General features: G+C 37.9%; 10 protein-coding genes and 6 pseudogenes. 8 read left to right on the top strand and 8 right to left on the bottom strand.

What is annotated here, in order from left to right:
• Positions 1-221: 221 nt before the first annotated feature.
• Together SSOP1_RS07110 and SSOP1_RS07105 are read left to right on the top strand one after the other, a co-directional pair.
• Entirely contained in the window at positions 222-809 is a 588-nt protein-coding gene (locus SSOP1_RS07110; protein ID WP_010923342.1) for an IS607 family transposase, read from the top strand.
• A 151-nt stretch (positions 810-960) separates the two neighbouring features.
• A pseudogene (locus SSOP1_RS07105) lies at positions 961-2,125 on the top strand (zinc ribbon domain-containing protein); the annotation flags it as partial.
• 134 nt (positions 2,126-2,259) lie between these two features.
• Here SSOP1_RS07105 and SSOP1_RS07100 read toward each other — a convergent pair.
• Positions 2,260-2,922 (bottom strand): hypothetical protein, encoded by a 663-nt coding sequence (locus SSOP1_RS07100; RefSeq protein WP_010923339.1) that lies wholly within the window; start codon positions 2,920-2,922, stop codon positions 2,260-2,262.
• Positions 2,923-3,229: 307 nt separating this feature from the next.
• Here SSOP1_RS07100 and SSOP1_RS16315 point away from each other — a divergent pair.
• Together SSOP1_RS16315 and SSOP1_RS07090 are read left to right on the top strand one after the other, a co-directional pair.
• Positions 3,230-4,070, top strand: a pseudogene (locus SSOP1_RS16315) (DUF4322 domain-containing protein); the annotation flags it as partial.
• Positions 4,071-4,357: 287 nt separating this feature from the next.
• Positions 4,358-5,131: an MBL fold metallo-hydrolase gene (locus SSOP1_RS07090; protein ID WP_010923338.1), complete on the top strand. Its 774-nt coding sequence runs from the start codon at positions 4,358-4,360 to the stop codon at positions 5,129-5,131.
• A 421-nt stretch (positions 5,132-5,552) separates the two neighbouring features.
• On the opposite strand, the gene SSOP1_RS07085 is transcribed toward SSOP1_RS07090, so the two are convergent.
• Entirely contained in the window at positions 5,553-6,203 is a 651-nt protein-coding gene (locus SSOP1_RS07085; protein WP_048054212.1) for a PD-(D/E)XK nuclease family protein, read from the bottom strand.
• A 416-nt stretch (positions 6,204-6,619) separates the two neighbouring features.
• Entirely contained in the window at positions 6,620-7,720 is a 1,101-nt protein-coding gene (locus SSOP1_RS07080) for a CaiB/BaiF CoA transferase family protein (protein WP_010923336.1), read from the bottom strand.
• Between the two features lie 100 nt (positions 7,721-7,820).
• On the opposite strand from SSOP1_RS07080, the pseudogene SSOP1_RS07075 reads away from it, so the two are divergent.
• Positions 7,821-8,660, top strand: a pseudogene (locus tag SSOP1_RS07075) (AMP-binding protein); the annotation flags it as partial.
• A 6-nt stretch (positions 8,661-8,666) separates the two neighbouring features.
• On the opposite strand, the pseudogene SSOP1_RS07070 reads toward SSOP1_RS07075, so the two are convergent.
• Positions 8,667-9,874, bottom strand: a pseudogene (locus SSOP1_RS07070) (RNA-guided endonuclease InsQ/TnpB family protein).
• A gap of 93 nt (positions 9,875-9,967) precedes the next feature.
• Between SSOP1_RS07070 and SSOP1_RS07065 the strand changes: the two are divergent.
• Positions 9,968-10,762: pseudogene (locus tag SSOP1_RS07065) on the top strand (AMP-binding enzyme); the annotation flags it as partial.
• Positions 10,763-10,768: 6 nt separating this feature from the next.
• On the opposite strand, the pseudogene SSOP1_RS07060 reads toward SSOP1_RS07065, so the two are convergent.
• From SSOP1_RS07060 to SSOP1_RS07050, 3 genes and pseudogenes are all read right to left on the bottom strand, one after another.
• Positions 10,769-12,000: pseudogene (locus SSOP1_RS07060) on the bottom strand (MFS transporter); the annotation flags it as partial.
• 12 nt (positions 12,001-12,012) lie between these two features.
• Entirely contained in the window at positions 12,013-13,284 is a 1,272-nt protein-coding gene (locus SSOP1_RS07055; RefSeq protein WP_010923331.1) for an RNA-guided endonuclease InsQ/TnpB family protein, read from the bottom strand.
• Positions 13,262-13,840, bottom strand: coding sequence for an IS607-like element ISC1904 family transposase (locus SSOP1_RS07050; protein WP_063492794.1), 579 nt, complete (start codon positions 13,838-13,840; stop codon positions 13,262-13,264). Before SSOP1_RS07050 ends, SSOP1_RS07055 begins: the two co-directional genes overlap by 23 nt.
• A gap of 474 nt (positions 13,841-14,314) precedes the next feature.
• Here SSOP1_RS07050 and SSOP1_RS07045 point away from each other — a divergent pair, with 474 nt between their 5' ends.
• The gene (locus SSOP1_RS07045; RefSeq protein ID WP_010923329.1) at positions 14,315-16,795 is read left to right on the top strand and encodes a malate synthase; all 2,481 of its coding nucleotides are present in this window, start codon (positions 14,315-14,317) and stop codon (positions 16,793-16,795) included.
• A 461-nt stretch (positions 16,796-17,256) separates the two neighbouring features.
• Positions 17,257-18,570: an isocitrate lyase gene (aceA, locus tag SSOP1_RS07040; protein ID WP_010923328.1), complete on the top strand. Its 1,314-nt coding sequence runs from the start codon at positions 17,257-17,259 to the stop codon at positions 18,568-18,570.
• Between the two features lie 193 nt (positions 18,571-18,763).
• Here aceA and SSOP1_RS17390 read toward each other — a convergent pair whose 3' ends face one another.
• Positions 18,764-18,931 carry a hypothetical protein gene (locus SSOP1_RS17390; RefSeq protein WP_164671528.1) on the bottom strand — a complete coding sequence of 56 codons (168 nt, stop codon included), beginning with the start codon at positions 18,929-18,931 and terminating at the stop codon, positions 18,764-18,766.
• Positions 18,932-19,010: the final 79 nt, after the last annotated feature.

Here is a 19,010-nt window from a genome sequence, read left to right as displayed (position 1 = left end):
TTACAAACTGCTGAAAACCTCGCCATGAGTGGCGGGAGAAAGTCAGTTTTGCGATTCTCGCAACACTACCTATAGGAGCGTTGATGTTTATTATAGATCCTATAGCTATGGATGGGGAATTTCTAATATTATCAACTTTCTTTGTCTTTAGTCGGAAGCCGTTGCCAACAGTTTCCGATAAACCGTAAAGTTTATATTATTTTGCCACAAACTCTTATACAATGCTAAGACCAAAGGAAGCATGCCAAAGACTAGGAATATCCTATGCAACACTTAGAGAATACGTTAAGAAAGGATACATAAAACCAGTTATACTACAGAGCGGAAAATGGAGATTCAGAGAAGAAGACATAGAGAGGCTAATGGGAATTATTAGAAAAAGAAAAGTAATACTTTACGCTAGAGTATCATCTTCCACGCAAAAAGACGATCTAGTAAACCAAGTGAAGTACCTAGAGGAACAAGTCAAAGAATACGACCAAGTAATCACAGACATAGGTTCCGGGTTAAACATGAAGAGAAAGGGGTTCTTGAAGTTGTTGAGAATGATATTAAATAACGAAGTATCACGCGTAGTTGTTGCTTACCCAGACAGACTTGTTAGATTCGGTTTCGAAATCCTAGAGGAAGTGTGCAAAGCACACAACTGTGAAATAGTAGTACTAAACCAAGAGGACAAAGAGGAAGAACTAGTTGAAGACCTAATGTCAGCACTAGTCTCGTTCAGCGGGAAACTGTATGGTATGAGAAGTCATAAATACGAAAAGGTGAAGAAATGTGCTGAAGAACTTAAGAATTGGAAAATTTGAACCGGAAGAGGAATACGTTAGTGCCTTCAGAAAGTCTATAGCTTTAGGCAAAGGATATACCACTAGATCATAGTCTAAGAACTTTTCCAAAATACTAGTGCACTTCACGTACTCCATCAAGAATAGTGAGAGGGAGAAGAGCAAAGAGTTAATTAAAGAATACAGAACACTACTACAGAAAGCAATTGACTACCTGTGGAATTTAACGAAAATACAAGTAAGAAAAAAGAACGGTAATTACAAGATAACACTACCGAAGAAGAAGGAAGTATACAAACCACTTAGGGAAGAGTTGGAGAAGATCAATCACCTTGCGTCACATTACGTCGATAAGGCAATTAATGACGCATTCTCGATCTTGAAGTCGTGGAGGAAAAGGGCCATAAAGGGGAGAGCTTCGATTGAAAAACCAAGGGTGAAGAAGGCTTACGTTAGGATAAAGACGACTCTGAGGAAGGTTGTGGGGGAAAGCGTTAGAATAACGGTAAGACCTCATGAGTACATCACCTTCTCGTGGAGTAAGTCATGGTTCTCAAGAAGGGTTAAGGAGTTGGAACTTGGTGAACCTATAATTAAGGAGGAGAAGGTTTACCTACCATTTCGTTACAAGTTACCATGGGTAACACCAGTGAACTTTCTAGCTATTGACTCCAACCTTTATACTCTAGATGCTTATGATGGTGAGAAATTCGTTACAATCTCTCTGAAGCAGTTGTACTCCCTTAAGTACTCCATGGAGGTGAAGAGGGCTAAGGTGCAATCATTTGCATCAAAGCACACGAAGAGGGAGAGAGTTGATGAGGAAGTATTCGCATAGGGAGAGGAATCGCGTTCTGGACTTCGTTCACAAGTTTGTAAACACTTTGTTGGACTTGTACCCCATGACGTTTTTCGCTGTGGAAAAGCTTAACAAAGAGAGTATGTTTAAGGATGCTAATGACTCTCTTTCGAGGAAGATTTCTAGGACTGTTTGGAGGAGTATACACAGAGTGTTGAAGTACAAGGCTCCGCTTTACGGTTCTTTCGTTAAGGAAGTGAACCCGTACCTCACCTCGAGGTCTTGCCCCAGATGTAGGTTTGTATCCCGAAAGGTTGGTAAGACCTTTGAGTGTGAGAGGTGCGGGTTCAAGTTAGATAGGCAATTGAATGCTTCACTGAATATTTATCTCAAGATGTGCGGATTCCCTCACATCCGTGAAATAGCGCGGGTGTGGGTTGGGGTTATTCCGCTAATGGGGCGGAGAAGGATGAACGTCCGCGACTTCGGTGAAGCCCAAGGGCTGAGGGTTGATATTAAATATCATGAAATCCCATGAAGCCCAAACCCCTGGGGAATATACGATCAGAGCTTTCAAGTAGGAGGGATTGAGTGTCCAAACAATATACTACCCCATCAACACCTCCAGAAACCCTCCAAGCGGAAGTCCAACGACGTACATGTAAAAAATTTTTAGAATGTCAAGTTAAATCTGTTTTTTACATAATTTAGCTTATTAAATGGGTCGTCAACGTTAGGTATTGTTATGTCTCTTCCGTCCGTTGTTAGAACATGCCAATCGCCTATTTCCTTGTAAACCGGCGAGATTATATTCAGAGTAATACTGGGTCTGTTGGCTATATTTTCCTGCCTTACATTAGTAACTACGATATTCCTTACAGAGACCCATGGAACTACTAGTTCCCCTTCTGCTATATTTATTTTTCTTGAAAGTTTTCTGATAATTTTTACCAGCTTTACAATTCCAAAAACAAGTGCAACTATAATCCCAATAAAAATTCCAATAGGAATGGCAAAAGGAATTGCGTACACTATTATTTCTGGGGCAAGTGGATAATGGGCAAGTGGAGGAATATAAATATATTGATAAGTGAAATAAATAGTGAAATAAATGAAGATACCAAGAAAGATGATTAGAACACCTACTCCAAGTTCAGCTAGCGTAAGCCCGAGTCCGATTCCGGTTCTTTTGAGTCTCTCCATACGATAAATTCCATCATTTGTCGCACTATACAAAGGCTGAAATACTCTTTCTGAGAACAGTTGGTATCTTGTCTGCAATGGATTTAACGCTATTATTACATCCTTTTTGAGATCAAATTTCCTTTTCATCATTTTATATTTCTTTATAGATTTTATAAACCTTTTTTTAAATTGGCGTTAAGTTAGCCATGAATTCGCCTTAAACTTCTGATTAGTTTAAAGAAAGTAAGAGGTGAGCTAACCCGTCCTCATCGGTAGACCCAAAATCTTTTTACAAAAAAAAAAACAATATCAGTTAATTAATATCCAGCTTATAAAGGATAATAGAGTAAATTATAGTGTTAAGAATTCAACAAATTGAAAGGAAAAATTTTAGGTGAGGAGATCTGTATTACCAAGAGTGAATTCCAAATAATAATACTTAACTTTCCCCACCCAAATTCAGCAAATAGGGTATAAATTACTTTCCATGATAGACTTTAAGGGAAGAAAGGGAGAAGAAGTAGCCAAAACACTCGTCACAGCCGTGGAACGGCTCAATCGAGAACAAGTCAAAGATGTTCAAGACCTCAAGCCAAACAGTGAGAAACTACGCCGAGAAAGAAGAAGTAGCCGAGAAATTACTCAAACGAGTGAAACAACTATCCCTTGAAATGCTAAAAGCAGTGAAGAAAGTAAACATATCAATAGATTGGACCACGATAAAGTACCAGACCAATAGAGAGGTTAGGTAGCTCAGAAGATGGATACTCATGGAACTACGCAACTGCAACGACAAAACACAACGGGAAAATACTAGCATTCATCGAACAAGAGAAAGGGATGACAAAAGACGACACAGTCAAGCTACTTATTGAACAGATCTCAGTAAACTTGATAACACTTGACGCGGGATTCTACTCAGCAGACGTGTTGAACTTCATCTCCAAGTTCAAGTTGCAGTCCCAGTAGGTACCTTGAAAATCCACAACGATTTCGATGAAGGCGAAGAATAGCAAGAGACATAGGAGGTAAAAGCAGGTGAAGTTCAAGTCAATTGTTCAAGGTAGGGATTAGGAGGAAGAATTGAGTACTTCGCTAGGGCCACAAACCTAGATCTACCCAAGGATGTGGTGTTTAGGCTTTACAACAAGGTGAACCCAATAGAGACTTCCTATAGGAATATCAAGTCGTTTCTCCCGTTCATAAGCTCAACCAGGTTAGCGTTTCGTAAGCTGATGTTCATGATAGCTCTCTACTTCCTCCTCACCATATTCAAGGATGTGAAGAGGGAAGACTTTTACTCATCCTTTTATTCATAACAGTAATATCAAGGATAATTTTATTAAAATAGAGAAAACGCTTAATAATGTTACAGATTTATTTTCAAGGGGATCATTTTGGGTCTACCGTAAAGGGTAAGGTTTGTCTTATCTTCTATCATATCCATTTCCCATCTATCCCATTCTTCTTAGATTCTTTGCTAAATGGTAATCATACCTCTCAATATTAATTAGGACTGATTATTGACTAAATTATCCAAACTCGTATGAGTGTATATTAATAAGTTCAGAAGGAATATAATGGTATGGTTTCTCTATTTAAGATAATACAGGTTGGTGATCATGGAGAGGTACCTGGAGCAGAGGTTTTCTGGATGAAAGATTTTGACAAGTGGTATAGATTGTCATTTTACTCCTTTTTAATAAAGACAGAAAACGATCAATATGTGCTAATTAATACTGGATTACCGGATGACTTAAGCTTAAGGAATAAGTTTCTGAAGGAATGGGCTAAGAGCGACAGATGCAAATTTCAACATGTAGAGAAGATCGAAAATGCTCTAGCAAAACTGAACATAACCACTGATGACATTTCTCACATTATTATTACTCCAGTTCAAGACTACACTATAGGAAGAATTCATATGTTCAGAAAAGCTAAACTATACTTCTCTAAAAAGGGATGGTATGAGGATGTAGTTACTCCATCTCCTTCACCTTTCTTAAATAGGGACATCTACTTACCCAGATTAACTAGGGAATATTTATTTGATGAAGCGTGGAATAGGATTGTTTTGGTAGAAAATCAAGAAGTAATTAAGGGTATTGAGGTTAAGTGGACTGGTTGTCATCATAGAAGCTCGATGTTGGTCAAGTTCAATTTTGATAAAAAGAGATGGTGTATAAGTGATTCAGCTTTTGTTATGAATAATTTTGAACAAAATATACCAATTGGTATTGCAGAGGATATCTACGAGTGTTTAAATGCTTACGATTACATGAGGAGGGAATGTGATGTTGTTATTCCATCTTATGATCCGGAAAACGTGAATAGATTTAAGGAGTATATTCTGAAATAGTTTCCATCTTCATGGGGATTTAGGGTTGAAAAATCCCTTCCGCTAGTGTCGCATAAGCCCCATGTTTAAATAAATAGAAGAACGTTATATGATCTAACTGACCTCCTTATATATGATAAAATATATCAAAAGGGAATGATTCTATCTGAATTTCTATAAAATTAAAGTATTTCTTTCTAATTTTTCTAAAATTTATGAGAAAATATGAGGTGAATAACATGAATTATAGTACTGCTTCTTAAGTAATACATAAATATTGAAGTATTTAGTAAGATTTTTACTTTAAATTTTAGCTAGTTGTCAGATAGTTATAAACTTTAATTGCTTAATTTCTATAATATTTCGAAGTGGATTATTTCTGGAAATAGATTTTGGGAGTACCGAGAAGGGGCGAGGCTTGCTTTTCCTTTGTCACAATAGTTTAAGGATTAATTATTTCTATTCCCATATCTTTTGCCATTGCTTTTAGCCTATCTGGATATTTATCGTGTAAAAAAGGTGTTATGACTATTACTTTAGATATCTTCACGTTTTTGTTTCTCTCATAAAATTCCTTCTTCTTCCTAATTACGGGTAGATCTCCTCTTTTTATAGCTGAAGTTATTTCTATCATTACTAAGTTTCCGTCCTCTATCATTAAATCGTATTCGACATCAGAAGGTTCGCCATATACTTCACCAGTCTTATCGTATACGAGCTCCTTCTTAGCAACAATTCCCTCAGATTTCATAATCTCATATACGCCTTGCCTAAACGCATCTTCACTTAATAATCCCCACCTCGCACCTAAACCAGTAATGATAGTTTCCAACCTCTTTATGTCGTCCTTGGTGGCGAAATTCTTAGCATCCTCCTTAGTAACAAAATTCTTCAGACTCTCCTTTACTTCCCCTAACTCCTTTTCTATTTTTTGAGTATGATTTTTTAGGTCATCAATATCACGAATTATAACTTGCCATGGCATCAACTTAACTAATACATCATAGAGAATTTCTGGTCTCTGCGCGAGCGCGTCCACTATAATTGATGGATTCTCCTTTAGGACCTTTTTAATCTCTTCAGCCAGCGACATCTTCAATTATATCTTTATTATTACTAGCTTTTAAAAACATTCTCTTGATTGAGAGAAACTAAACGCGACGTTATCCAAGTTGTTTAAAATGGCTATTCATGAGTAATATTAATAAGAAAATGGGACGAGATAATATTATGGTAAAGGCAATTTCAACTGAAAAAGATTTGTTACTCAAAGCCGATAAGGTCCTCCCTTGGGAGAAGTTTAGAAACAAGTTAGAGTCCCTTTACTTGACCTAAGTGAGACGTTATCCTTCTCTTCAAAACCCTCCTAATCAAGTTCGTCCACCACTTGGAACTACTTGGAAGATAAGGGGCAGTGAGAAGTTCATGGAGTTCCTTGGTGGAAAGGTTCCCCTGTTTGATTTTAAATATCATGAAATCCTATAAAAGTCCAACCCCTTCTTTTCTTCTCTATTTGTTATAATTAATTACATTTTCTTTTATCATACTTTCTATTTCGTTTTCTGAATACCCAAGCTCTTTTAATATATATAGAGTATCTTCCCCTACATTTGGCACATGTTGGCTATTAAGACTACCTGGTAGAGGGAGTTTAGGTACTTGAACGTTTCTAAACGTATCCCATTCCACTAATTCGTTACTAATTAAATCTTTCAAGTTATTTAATTTACCCACGGGTATATCATTATAACGTAAAATGTTCATTATCTCTTCCAGTTTCATTGAGCTGAACTTCTGTTGAAGCTTTTCATGTAATATCTTTCTATTTCTAACCCTATCCGCGTTAGTTTTAAACCTTTCATCAGCTAATAGGTCCTCTAATCCCAGTGCCTTACAGAGCTTTGTAAATTTTTCGTTATCATTTACTGCTAAGTAAAATTCCTTCTCCTCGGAACTCTTGAATAACTCATAGGGAGCCCAGAAGGGAAGTTCATCTTTTCCAGCTTCAAAGAGCTTACCGTATTTCTGATATGCTATGAGATAATATCCTAACCAAACTGTATTGGCTTGGATAATGCTCACCCTATAGTGCCCGGGTTTCTTCATAAGCAGTGCCCATAAAATCGTAATTACGCAATACGTAGATGCGTTCATGTCGGTTATTGAAGCAGGTAACCTTGCCTTTCCATTAGCATCCATGATACCGCTTTCCGCCTCAATTATGGTACCGAAGGCAGGTAGATTTTCGTATTTCCCCTTAGGATATCCCTTTATGGAGCAGTATACTAAGGAGGGATTGGTCGAAAATATAACGTCATCTGATAATCCTAGCCTATCCATTACATGAGGAGATAAGTTCTCGATTAAGACGTGGGAGTTCCGTACTAATCTTAGGAAAACCTCTTTTCCCTTTTCCTTTCTTAAATCTACGGAAATTGATCTTTTACCCCTATTATTGAAGACGAACATGGAATCTACTAAAACGTCGTCTTTCCTACTTGGATCTCCTAGTAGTGGTTCAATCTTTATTACCTCAAATCCTAAATGTCTCAAGATCTCTCCTGCGAATGGTGCTGAAATTACGTGTCCTAACTCAATAACCCTATACATAAAGCCTTTTCCTAATTTATATTTAAAAGCTTAACTTACCATCAATTTAATACTATCATAAATAATAATAGTTATATACTAGAATTGAGATAGTCTTCTTATGCTCGAGGTAGATTTGAGGGAAATTAGATTTCATAATTATGATGAACTTGTGAGAACATTCAAATGGAATATTCCTTCTCGCTTTAATATAGGAGAATCGATATTAGATAGAAAGGTTAAGGAAGGTGTAGGAGATAACATCGCAATATACTATGAAGACGAGGAAGGTGATCATTTCGTTTATACTTTCGCCCAATTAAAGAGTCTTAGCGATTCTTTAATAACAATTTTAAGAGAAATAGGAGTAAAAAGAGGGGATGTGGTTGGTATTTACTTACAGCCCAGGGTTGAAACTGTAATAAGTATTTTATCACTATATAGGCTTGGAGCAATTAGCTTATCGATTTCACCATTAATGGGAGTAGAGGCTGTTGAATATAGAATAAGACAAAGTGATGCCAAGGCTATAATAATTGAAGGTTCAAGAAAAGAGGTTAGAGAAAAATTAAGGAACGTAACTAAGATTATAGTTGCTGATGAAGCTAGAGATGAAAGTGAAATTAATTTCGATGAGGTTAAAAAGACCTCTGGAGTACATTATGCGGTAGATACTAAGAGTGATGATCCAGCCCAACTCTTTTATACCTCTGGTAGTACTGGAGCACCAAAGGGAGTCCTTCATGCTCATAGATTTCTGTTGGGACATATTCCTGCCTATCAGCTCTATTTCGAAATGGCACCAAGAGAAGAGGATGTATTTTATACACCCGCGGACTGGGGCTGGATTGGGGCTATAGGCGATGTAATACTACCTAGCCTCTATTTCGGGAAGCCAATAGTAGCATATAGAAGGCTAGGTAAATTCTCCCCTAAAGATACCCTAGCCATAATGCAAAAATGTGAGCTACCCCCTCATAAATGAGGGAGCTTCCTGCTTCACAGCTCTGCCATGCCAGAGTACTGGTAGAGGGCGGAGCTCCACACTAAGGGTCGCTCCGACCCCGATCCACGTAAGATGTTAAGAGAAGCATTATAGTCACGATCTGCAATCCAACCACAGTTGGGACAAACGAAAACACGATCAGATAGAGACAAGTCATTTTTCACATACCCGCACCTAGCACAAGTTTTGGAAGTGTATGCAGGATTAACTAGGATGAGTTTCTTACCGTATTTTTCCAGCTGATACTTCAGCACACCCCTCAACTCACCAAATCCCACATCACTCAGCCTCCTCCTCAGAGACCTCAAGGACTTACCCACAAGTTGTTTAGCGTGAATACCCTCCATCACCACAACGTCATAATGCTCAGCAAACCATTTACCCAACTTCATGTAAAGATCCGTTCTTAGATTCTTCAAATACTCATAAGCCCTAGCAAGCTTAACCTTAGCCTTAAACCAATTATTAGAGAGGAACTTCTTCCTTGAAAGTTCTCTGTGTAGATGCTTCACTTTCCATAACGCTTTCTCGTAAGGTCTCAAATTAGGAAAATACTCACCATCTGACGTTACTAACAACTTTTCTACACCAACATCTATCGCCACTTCCTTACCAGTGTTAGGTAACTTGGGGAATTCGTGATCAACTACGAAAGTGATGTATATCCTCTCAGATCTTGTTAGCTTCACTACTACCCTCTTTACTTTGTCAAGGGGAAAGTCTCGGTGAACTATTACCTTGAATGTACCAAGATTTGATAGTTTAAGCGTTATTAGTTTCTTCTTGCTTCCTTTTCTTATTTCTCTAACGTGAAGTATTTTCCAACCATACTGGGGATAGACAAGGGAGTAGTATTTGTGAGGTTTCTTTTCTTTCGGGAAACGTGCTAAACCTTCAAAAAACCTCTGTCTAGCTTCGTAGTAACGGTCGGCTATTTGTTGAACTACTTGAGAATAGAGTTGCTTATACTCATCATCTTGTTTTCTCAGATCTAGAGCCAACTGTCTTAACTCAGTCTGCGTAAGTCCTTTCCCATCCCTTTGGTAAAAGTATATGTCTGCCCACCTTAAGGTGTTGTAGATTTTGCACGCTAACTTCAACTGGGCCTTTAACGCCCTAAGGGTTTGTTCGTCAGTGTATGCACGGAAGCGAAACCCTAAGGTGGGCATTGATGTGTATTTCGTTATTTTCCTATTTTAACTTTTCTACAAAGGGATCCGCCTCAAAGAGAAGTTTTCCGCCCCCTTTGAACCCCCGTCTGTTATAAGGTTACTTGCGCTTTCATCCCCCCTACGGCTTTAAGAATGATTAGGAAGGAAGTTAGTAGTCCAAGGAGAGATTACGATTTAAGATTAAGAGCAGTTAGTAGTGCTGGAGAAGCTGTGGGAGGAGACTTGATTGAGTGGGCAATGAAAGAGTTATCCCCCAATGTTAATGAATTTTATGGTTGTACAGAGGCTAATCTAGTGACCGTAAATAACTCCATGTGGCGTAAGATAGGATCTGTAGGTAAACCTACTCCCGGTCATGAGATAGCAGTCATTGATGAAAAAGGTAATGAGGTAATAAATCAAGTTGGAGAAATAGCAGTAAGGATAGAGGATCCTGTATTATTTCTAGGATATTATAAGAATCCGGAAGCTACCGCTAAGAAGTTTAGAGGACATTGGTTCTTAATGGGAGACCTAGGTTTAATGGATCAAAATGGTTATATTTGGTTTAAAGGGAGAGGGGATGACGTAATAAAGGTTTCCGGCTATAGATTGGGACCGGAGGAGATAGAGAGTATTATATTACAACATCCCGCAGTTCAAGAAGTTGCTGTAATAGGTAAGCCGGATAGGTTGAGAGGAAATGTAATAAAGGCATTTATAGTACTAAAGGATGGATATTCTCCATCTGATAGTCTAGTAGAGGAAATTCAACAATTTGTAAAAAGCAGACTAGCCTTATATGCGTATCCTAGAGAAATAGAATTCGTTAAAGAATTACCTAGAACGGAGACCGGTAAATTGAAGAGATTTGAGCTAAGAAAAAGAGAAGAAGAAAAAAGTTGACTTTTTTCAACTAAGTTGCATTCCCACTTTATCAGGTGGTGATAGTAAAGCGGCTATTCCTCCTAATATTGAAGCAGATATATCAAAAACTGCAATCCTATGACCGGATTATGAAAGATTAATCCTAGTGCTGTTACTATGTAAGGGGCAAAGGATGAAAGTGCCACTCCTAAATTGATTGAGAAAGCTATGTACGAGTATCTCACATTAGTATTAATGTTTTCAGATAACCAAGCGGGAAATATTGAGTATTGAAACGCAAATAAAAATCCTAATAGCATACCGGCTAAAATGCTTAAGATATATGAACTGGTGTAAAGCACATTTATTATTGGGTATACCAAGATACCAATGATAAATCCTAGTATTGCTATTAATGTCTTTCTCATCTTCAATATATCACTTAAATAACCAGTCAATGGAGAGAGGAATAACCATACTAGATTAGTGGCCAATACAATATTATCTATTTCATATATTGATAAATGTGTGTAAAGTTCAAAAAATGTAGACATGTACGCTATAATGCCGTAGTATATAGACCCACTACTAAACAACACTACAGCAGCTATTATAACCAGCTTCCACCATTTCTTAAAAACAGTGGCAATAGGAATTTTTTCAGGTTTATCTGCTACCTTAGTTAGCCATTCAATACTCTCACCAACCTTCCACCTTACAGTTAAAGCTATTATTAGTGGAATAACACCGAACCAGAACATAATTCTCCAACCATATGTAGCAAAGGCAGAACCAGGTGCTAAAGACGAGGCTATTTCACTAGCAATTACCGCGAATATTAAACCCAATGCTGCTCCTCCTTGTTGTACACCACTCATTAATCCCCTCAAATTACTTGGAGAAAACTCATTAACTAACGTCATTCCTCCTCCCCATTCTCCAGCTAAGAAAAAGCCTTGCAATATTCGTAACAAAATCAGTAGTATGGTAGCAAATATGCCAACTTGATTATAAGTGGGCAAAAACCCTATTAGTGTAGTAGCAATACCCATTCCAAGCAGTGAAACAAACCATATTCTCTTCCTCCCTATCTTATCTCCATAATGTCCAAAGAATATACCTCCTAAAGGTCTGGCAAAATATCCTATGACTATGGTTAATAGAAAAAGCAATAAGCTAGCTATTTTGCTTGAAGAAGGAAAGAATAGAGGAGATATTGTAGTTGCAACATATAGGTAGACTACTAAATCGAATAGTTCAAATCCCCAGCCTAAATTGGGGTTTGGGCTTCATGGGATTTCATGATATTTAATATCAATCCTCAGCCCTTGGGCTTCACCAAAGTCACGGGGAAACCCGTTCATCCCTCTTCGCCCCATTAGCGGAATAACCCCAACCCACACCCGTGCTATATCACGGATGTGAGGGAATCCGCACATCTTGAGATAAATATTCAGTGACGCGTTCAATTGCCTATCCAACTTAAACCCACACCTCTCACACTCAAAGGTCTTACCAACCTTTCGGGATACAAACCCACATCTGGGGCAAGACCTAGATGTAAAGCGTGGGTTCACTTCCTTAACGAAAGAACCGTAAAGCGGAGCCTTATACTTCAACACTCTGTGTATACTCCTCCAAACAGTCCTAGAAATCTTCCTCGAAAGAGAGTCATTAGCGTCTACAAACATACTCTCTTTGTTAAGCTTTTCCACAGCGAAAAACGTCATGGGGTACAAGTCCAACAACGCGTTTACAAACTTGTGAACGAAGTCCAGAACGCGATTCCTCTCCCTATGCGAATACTTCCTTAACAACTCTCTCCCCCTCTTCGTGTGCTTTGATGCAAATGATTGCACCTTAGCCCTCTTCACCTCCATAGAGTACTTAAGGGAGTACAACTGCTTTAGTGAGATTGTAACGAATTTCTCACCATCATAAGCATCTAGAGTATAAAGGTTGGAGTCAATTGCCAGAAAGTTTAATGGTGTTGCCCAGGGTAACTTGTAACGAAATGGCAAATACACTTTCTCCTCCTTAATTATAGGTTCACCAAGTTCCAACTCCCTAACCCTTCTTGAGAACCATGACTTACTCCACGAGAAGGTGATGTACTCATAAGGTCTTACCGTTATTCTAACGCTTTCCCCCACAACCTTCCTCAGAGTCGTCTTTATCCTAACGTAAGCCTTCTTTACCCTTGGTTTTTCAATCGAAGCTCTCCCCTTTATAGCCCTTTTCCTCCACGACTTCAAGATCGAGAATGCGTCATTAATTGCCTTATCGACGTAGTGTGATGCAAGGTGGTTGATCTTCTCTAGTTCATCCCTAAGTGGTTTGTACACCTCCTTCTTCTTCGGTAGTGTTATCTTGTAATTACCGTTCTTTCTTACTTGTATTTTCGTTAAACTCCACAGGTAGTCAATTGCTTTCTGTAGTAGTGTTGTGTATTCTTTAATTAATTCTTTGCTCTCCTCCCTCTTGTCGTTCTTGATGGAGTACGTGAAGTGCACGTACTCTTCCTCTGGTTGGAATGACTTAAGCCTTAAGTTCTTCAGCACATTTCTTCACCTTCTCGTATTTATGACTTCTCATGCCATGTAGTTTCCCACTGAATGAGAGTAGTATTGAGACTAAGTCTTCGACCAATTCTTCTTCTTTGTCCTCTTGGTTTATTACTACTATTTCACAGCCATGTGCTTTGCACACTTCCTCCAGGATTTCGAAGCCGAATCTAACAAGTCTGTCTGGGTAAGCAATAACTACGCGTGATACTTCGTTGTTAAGTATCATTTTCAGTAGTTTTAGGAATCCTTTTCTCTTCATGTTTAACCCGGAACCTATGTCTGTGATTACTTGGTCGTATTCTTTGACTTGTTCCTCTAGATATTTCACTTGGTTTGCCAGATCGTCTTTTTGTGTGGAAGATGATACTCTGGCGTAAAGTATTACTTTTCTTTTTCTAATAATTCCCATTAGCCTCTCTACGTCTTCTTCTCTGAATCTCCATTTTCCGCTCTGTAGTATAACTGGTTTTATGTATCCTTTCTTAACGTATTCTCTAAGTGTTGCATAGGATATTCCTAGTCTTTGGCATGCTTCCTTTGATCTTAGCATTGTATAAGAGTTTGTGGCAAAATAATATAAACTTTACGGTTTATCTGAAACTGTTGGCAACGGCTGATATGGCCACCTTTAACGCTGTTACCCAATCCTTTCCTCCACTATTTGACATGGTAAATATATGTATTATTTTAAAATTTAAATACTTATGTTTCCCAGTAAAAACTCCATATAGGATTTCAATAGATAAGATAAATTTGTTACATTCACACCAATCTTAGACAATGACGAATTTATCCTTAATCTTAAGCTCAAATATTGAGAGAAGTTTTTCTCTTCCCCTTACAGTTCACAGAGACTAAATCGTAGAGTTCTCTACAAGCTGCAAGATACAATTTCTTATTTAAAAACTTAAAAAGCACGTTCAAAAAAGAAATAAGTTCTTCCATAAGGTACTCCATATATCTAATTGAAACTTTTTTAGAAAAATTTAATAGTATTCTCCAACTTTTTAAAATTGGGGATCAAATGTCTTCTAGCCTTAAAATCCCTGAGGAGATCTATCAAAAGTATAGTGACCTATTCGGAGAAAAGACCATAAACGATAGGATTGTAAGTGTTGAAAAACTAATTGAGGAGCTCGCAGTTGAGTTCTCAGATGAGATAAGAAAGGTTATTAATAAAAGGCGACTATGGTTAGAATCAAAAGACCCCGTGACCTCAAAAGGTGCTTTTCCATCCTTTGACGAAGTCTTTGTAGATGCTGATGGAAATAAGAGAACCTTTAGGGAAATCATTCAAGGGATGATAGATAACTTCCTCGGGGTACAGTCAAAGCTAAAATGGAGGTTAAATGAAAATGTACCAATACCAAAGGACGCACATCCCCTCAATAACCCAGGGTTAGAAATCACTGGACCTTGGTATCCTCTGAGTAGGGCGTATAATCAAATAAACTCAGACGTAGCATGTGTTATGGAAGATGAGGAAGACGCCTCACCTGCATGGTATATACCCTTTGGTTCTGGTAAAACAATTGCTGACGTATGGGAGGGAAGAAAGAACGTAAAACTCTTCCTCTCCGGTAAGGCTCCAAATCCTTATTACGAGAAGGGAAAAACGTACAGCTTAAACAAACCTAGGGATAAGTGGCCAGTGATTTTCCACAGACTCCCTGGATTACACCTCTTGGATTTCGATATAACGTTAAATGGTAAACCAGTACCGGCTATAATTGTTTCTGCCGTTATATATACCCTAAACAATTATAATAGTCTGAAGAGTGCGGGTTCTGGAGTATATTTCTATCTACCTAAAACCCAGACACCGGATGAGGCATTGATAATAGAAAAGATCTTGAGAAGAATCGAGTCTAAACTAGGACTTAAGATAGGTACACTTAAGCTCGCTCTCCTTTATGAGGAGGTCAATGCTGGAAGATTTTTCCCTGTAATACTGTGGATATTTCGTGAGAGACTCATAAAATCAAATAACGGTAGATGGGACTATTTGGGAAGTCTGATTGAGATGTGGTTACAAGAGAAAGTACTTCCAGATCCCCAAAACATTACCATGACCTCACCAAACATGATGGCTTATCAAAAGTACAACGCACTCATGATGCTATTAGCTGGGGCGAAGAACGGCGAAGCCGATGCTGCTCCAGTAGGTGGTATGGCGGCAGTAATGCTCTACCCTCAAACTGACCCATTCGGGAGAAATAGATACAACTTAAAGGCATTAAGGGGAATAAAGCTAGATAAGTTAAGGGAGAGGCTAATAGGACTTATCTTTGTGGCAGAGGGTAAAGTTGAAGGTAAAATCACTTTAGAGGATATAGTTAACGGAAAAGTAAAGGGTAAACTTTACGATATGTTCAGACAGAGTTGGGTAGCGACTAAGGAAGAAGCTTATGTAGAGGCAGGGAGCAAACCCTTAAGGGCAAGTTTAGATGAGTTACAGAAAATGATTGACGCACCAATTAATTACATTGAGGTAGAGGGAACCAAATTACCCACCGTGGATAGTGGGTTAACACCAGAAGAAAGAGCGTTATTCCAAAAGCTTGGCCTAATTGATGAAAGAGGAAAAATAACGCCTTGGGTTATAACCAAGGAAATGATTAACACTCCAGAAAAGCTATTATTTAATAAGGAATTATGGGGTGGAAAAGACCTATGGCATTCGTTATATGACATCCCAGAGGGAGACATTACACCAGAACACGTTCAACACGCGTTTTATATGGCAGCGAATTACGGTTTCCAATTGCTAAATGGCAACTTAGCTGCGGCAATAGATGATTATGAATTAAAGCAAAGGTTCATGAACGACTTAGCTACCTATAGAATATTCACTTCTTGGCTATGGAGTGTAATAAATAGGGATGCTAGCTTCACAAAGGATGGATATATTAAGGGACCAAAGCTAACTAAGGATGGTGTAATTCCAGCTGAAGACGTTCTAAAGGTCACAAAGGGGACGAAGGTAAAGGATATATTCGAGAAGTTGTGGGAGTTACACTTAGATTGGACATATGAGTTTTACAAAGAACAAGATATGAGAGCGTCTAGGAGAATAGCTGAAACCTTTGGAAAGACAAATAACGCTTCAACGGTGGAAGAGGTGTATAAGGTAATATCTAAGGCTTATAGTTCAGGTCCGTTTAGGGAGATGTCTGCTAAAGAAGCTGCTCAGAAGCTGGCAAAAATCCTTAACGCTAACGCTTCTGAGATCGAGGAAGAGCTTATTAATTTGGCCCCGAGGTTTGACAGATCAATGGCCCCAGTAATTATGGAAATATTAATGAAAGAGATGTTATATCCCAAGTACATAATGAATAGCGGGAAGATACTCTTCATACTCTCTCCATTGGATCCAGAGAGGAGGTCAAAGGTAATGGATAGCATATTCTCGTTTAGAAAAATGATTGAAGATAAGGTAAAAAGAGGAGAACTGGATAAGTGGGTATTGGAGTTATACGACTACGTTTACGACAATTACTGGTAAATAGGTTAATTCTTATTATTTTTTAAACAAAAAATGAAGGGGACTCTTCTTTTTTGTAAAAAAATCGTAATTTACATAAGGTTATCTCGTTCTACTGCCTTGATCTAAATACTTTTTATTTTCTCTAATTTTTATGTTAAGTAAACGCATAGCTAAAGGCTTATGCGAGTTATAGCTAGAGTTTCGTTAAAAAGTGTTTAGTTTTCTCAATTAGAGTCAAGTAAAATTCTACTAATGACGTTGAAGATCTAACTATAATTTCGCTTTTTAGGACGTATTAAAAGATTTCTTTTTGTCAATATTACATGGAAATGTTGACTATAAATTCCTTAAAATATAAATACTTTTTAGACCTTGCCAAGAAGTTGATAAAATATCTTTAAATTGGATAGGGAAAGACATAAACTATTAATGCTAAAGTTTATATATTAAAATATGTGTATATAGATTAGGATGAAAAAATGAACATCCGAGATAAATGGATTGAAGAGGAGAAAAGTCTCGAATATGAGTGGTCTGAAGATCCAAGGTGGAGAGGAATAAAGAGAAATTATAAGCCCTTGGATGTGGTTAAATTAAGAGGATCTATTAGAATTGAGTATAGTTTAGCTAAGTTAGCCTCTCACAAACTTTGGAACTTACTAAATACTGAGCCCTATGTGGCAACATTTGGGGCATTAACGGGTTCCCAAGCAGTGGAAATGGCAAAGGCGGGCCTTAAGGCTATTTACGTAAGTGGATGGCAAGTAGCTGCAGATAACAACTTATCAAATCAAACTTATCCAGACTTAAGCTTATACCCATCTAACAGCGTTCCAAACCTAGTAAAGAGGTTAAATAACGCCCTTATAAGGGCTGATCAAATATCTTGGAGTGAGGGTAAACATGATATTGACTATTTACTGCCTATTGTTGCAGATGCTGAAGCTGGTTTTGGTGGTCCAATTCACGCCTTCGAATTAACAAAAGCCTTAATAGAGGCAGGGGCTGCAGGGGTACATTTCGAAGATCAATTAGCAGCAGAGAAGAAGTGTGGCCATTTAGGAGGGAAAGTTCTGATCCCTATAAGTGCATTTATAAGAGTACTAAACGCTGCAAGACTAGCGTCTGACGTATTAGGAGTACCAACAATACTAATAGCAAGGACAGACGCACTGAATGCTAAATACTTATCTAACGATGTAGATGAGACTGATAATCAATTCTTAACAGGAAAGAGGACATCAGAGGGATATTATGAGATAAAGGGTGGTATTGAATACGCCATAGCTAGAGGATTAGCTTATGCACCCTATGCTGACCTATTGTGGTTTGAGACTTCTAAGCCAGATTTGGAAGAGGCTAGACAATTTGCTGAGGCTATTCACACTCATTATCCAGGTAAGATGTTAGCGTACAATTTATCCCCCTCATTTAACTGGAAGAAATTTATGGATGATTCTAAAATTAGCAAGTTCATGAACGAATTGGGAGAAATGGGCTATAAATTCCAATTCATTACTCTTGCAGGTTGGCACTTAATTAACTACCATACATTCAAATTAGCGAGAGCATATAGAAATGAAGGAATGCCAGCATATGTAAGACTACAAGAGTTAGAGTTCCAAGCACAAGCAGAAGGCTATACTGCAGTAAGCCACCAGAGAGAGGTTGGAACAGATTACTTTGACCTAGTGTTAACAATAGCGTCTGGGGGAGAAGCGTCCACTACTGCAATGGAAGGTTCCACTGAAGCTGAACAGTTTGTAGAGGCAAAACAGAAAGTATTAAAATAGCGGTGATTTAAGTATTCAATGTAAACCCACTTTATTTCAAAGATTGATCGAATTCAATTGGATGAAAAACTACTAATAGTAGAGATGTATTATTACTAATGTTATTTTTATATCGACATTATTAACAAATTACAATTCGCAAAGAAGACCTGAATCGCCCTTAATAAAGTTCTTTTTACCCCCTTATTTTCTTTCATAACTCCTTGGGATCTATTGACTCCACTAAATTCCCTTCCTCATCGAAGAATTCTATAAGGCACGCATATTTCCAGTCAGATATTACTTTATCCATGTCATCACATTTCTCTTCTGCAATTTTAATATATATGGGACCTAAACATGAATATACTTTTGCAATCATTAATTTAATTACCGCTCTCCGGTTTAAAAAACATTTTTATAGTATACTTTATGTAAAATCAGAAGATTCAAGAGGCATT

This window comes from Saccharolobus solfataricus (genome assembly GCF_900079115.1).
In the GTDB taxonomy this organism is placed as follows: domain Archaea; phylum Thermoproteota; class Thermoprotei_A; order Sulfolobales; family Sulfolobaceae; genus Saccharolobus; species Saccharolobus solfataricus.
This window is presented reverse-complemented; position numbering and strand designations above follow the sequence as displayed.

Bases quoted from the DNA above. Each gene is read 5' to 3' on its own strand.
- SSOP1_RS07110 (WP_010923342.1), top strand. From the start codon at position 222: ATGCTAAGACCAAAGGAAGCATGCCAAAGACTAGGAATATCCTATGCA.
- SSOP1_RS07100 (WP_010923339.1), bottom strand. From the start codon at position 2,922: ATGATGAAAAGGAAATTTGATCTCAAAAAGGATGTAATAATAGCGTTA.
- SSOP1_RS07090 (WP_010923338.1), top strand. From the start codon at position 4,358: ATGGTTTCTCTATTTAAGATAATACAGGTTGGTGATCATGGAGAGGTA.
- SSOP1_RS07085 (WP_048054212.1), bottom strand. From the start codon at position 6,203: ATGTCGCTGGCTGAAGAGATTAAAAAGGTCCTAAAGGAGAATCCATCA.
- SSOP1_RS07080 (WP_010923336.1), bottom strand. From the start codon at position 7,720: ATGTATAGGGTTATTGAGTTAGGACACGTAATTTCAGCACCATTCGCA.
- SSOP1_RS07050 (WP_063492794.1), bottom strand. From the start codon at position 13,840: ATGCTAAGATCAAAGGAAGCATGCCAAAGACTAGGAATATCCTATGCA.
- SSOP1_RS07045 (WP_010923329.1), top strand. From the start codon at position 14,315: ATGTCTTCTAGCCTTAAAATCCCTGAGGAGATCTATCAAAAGTATAGT.
- aceA (WP_010923328.1), top strand. From the start codon at position 17,257: ATGAACATCCGAGATAAATGGATTGAAGAGGAGAAAAGTCTCGAATAT.
- SSOP1_RS17390 (WP_164671528.1), bottom strand. From the start codon at position 18,931: ATGATTGCAAAAGTATATTCATGTTTAGGTCCCATATATATTAAAATT.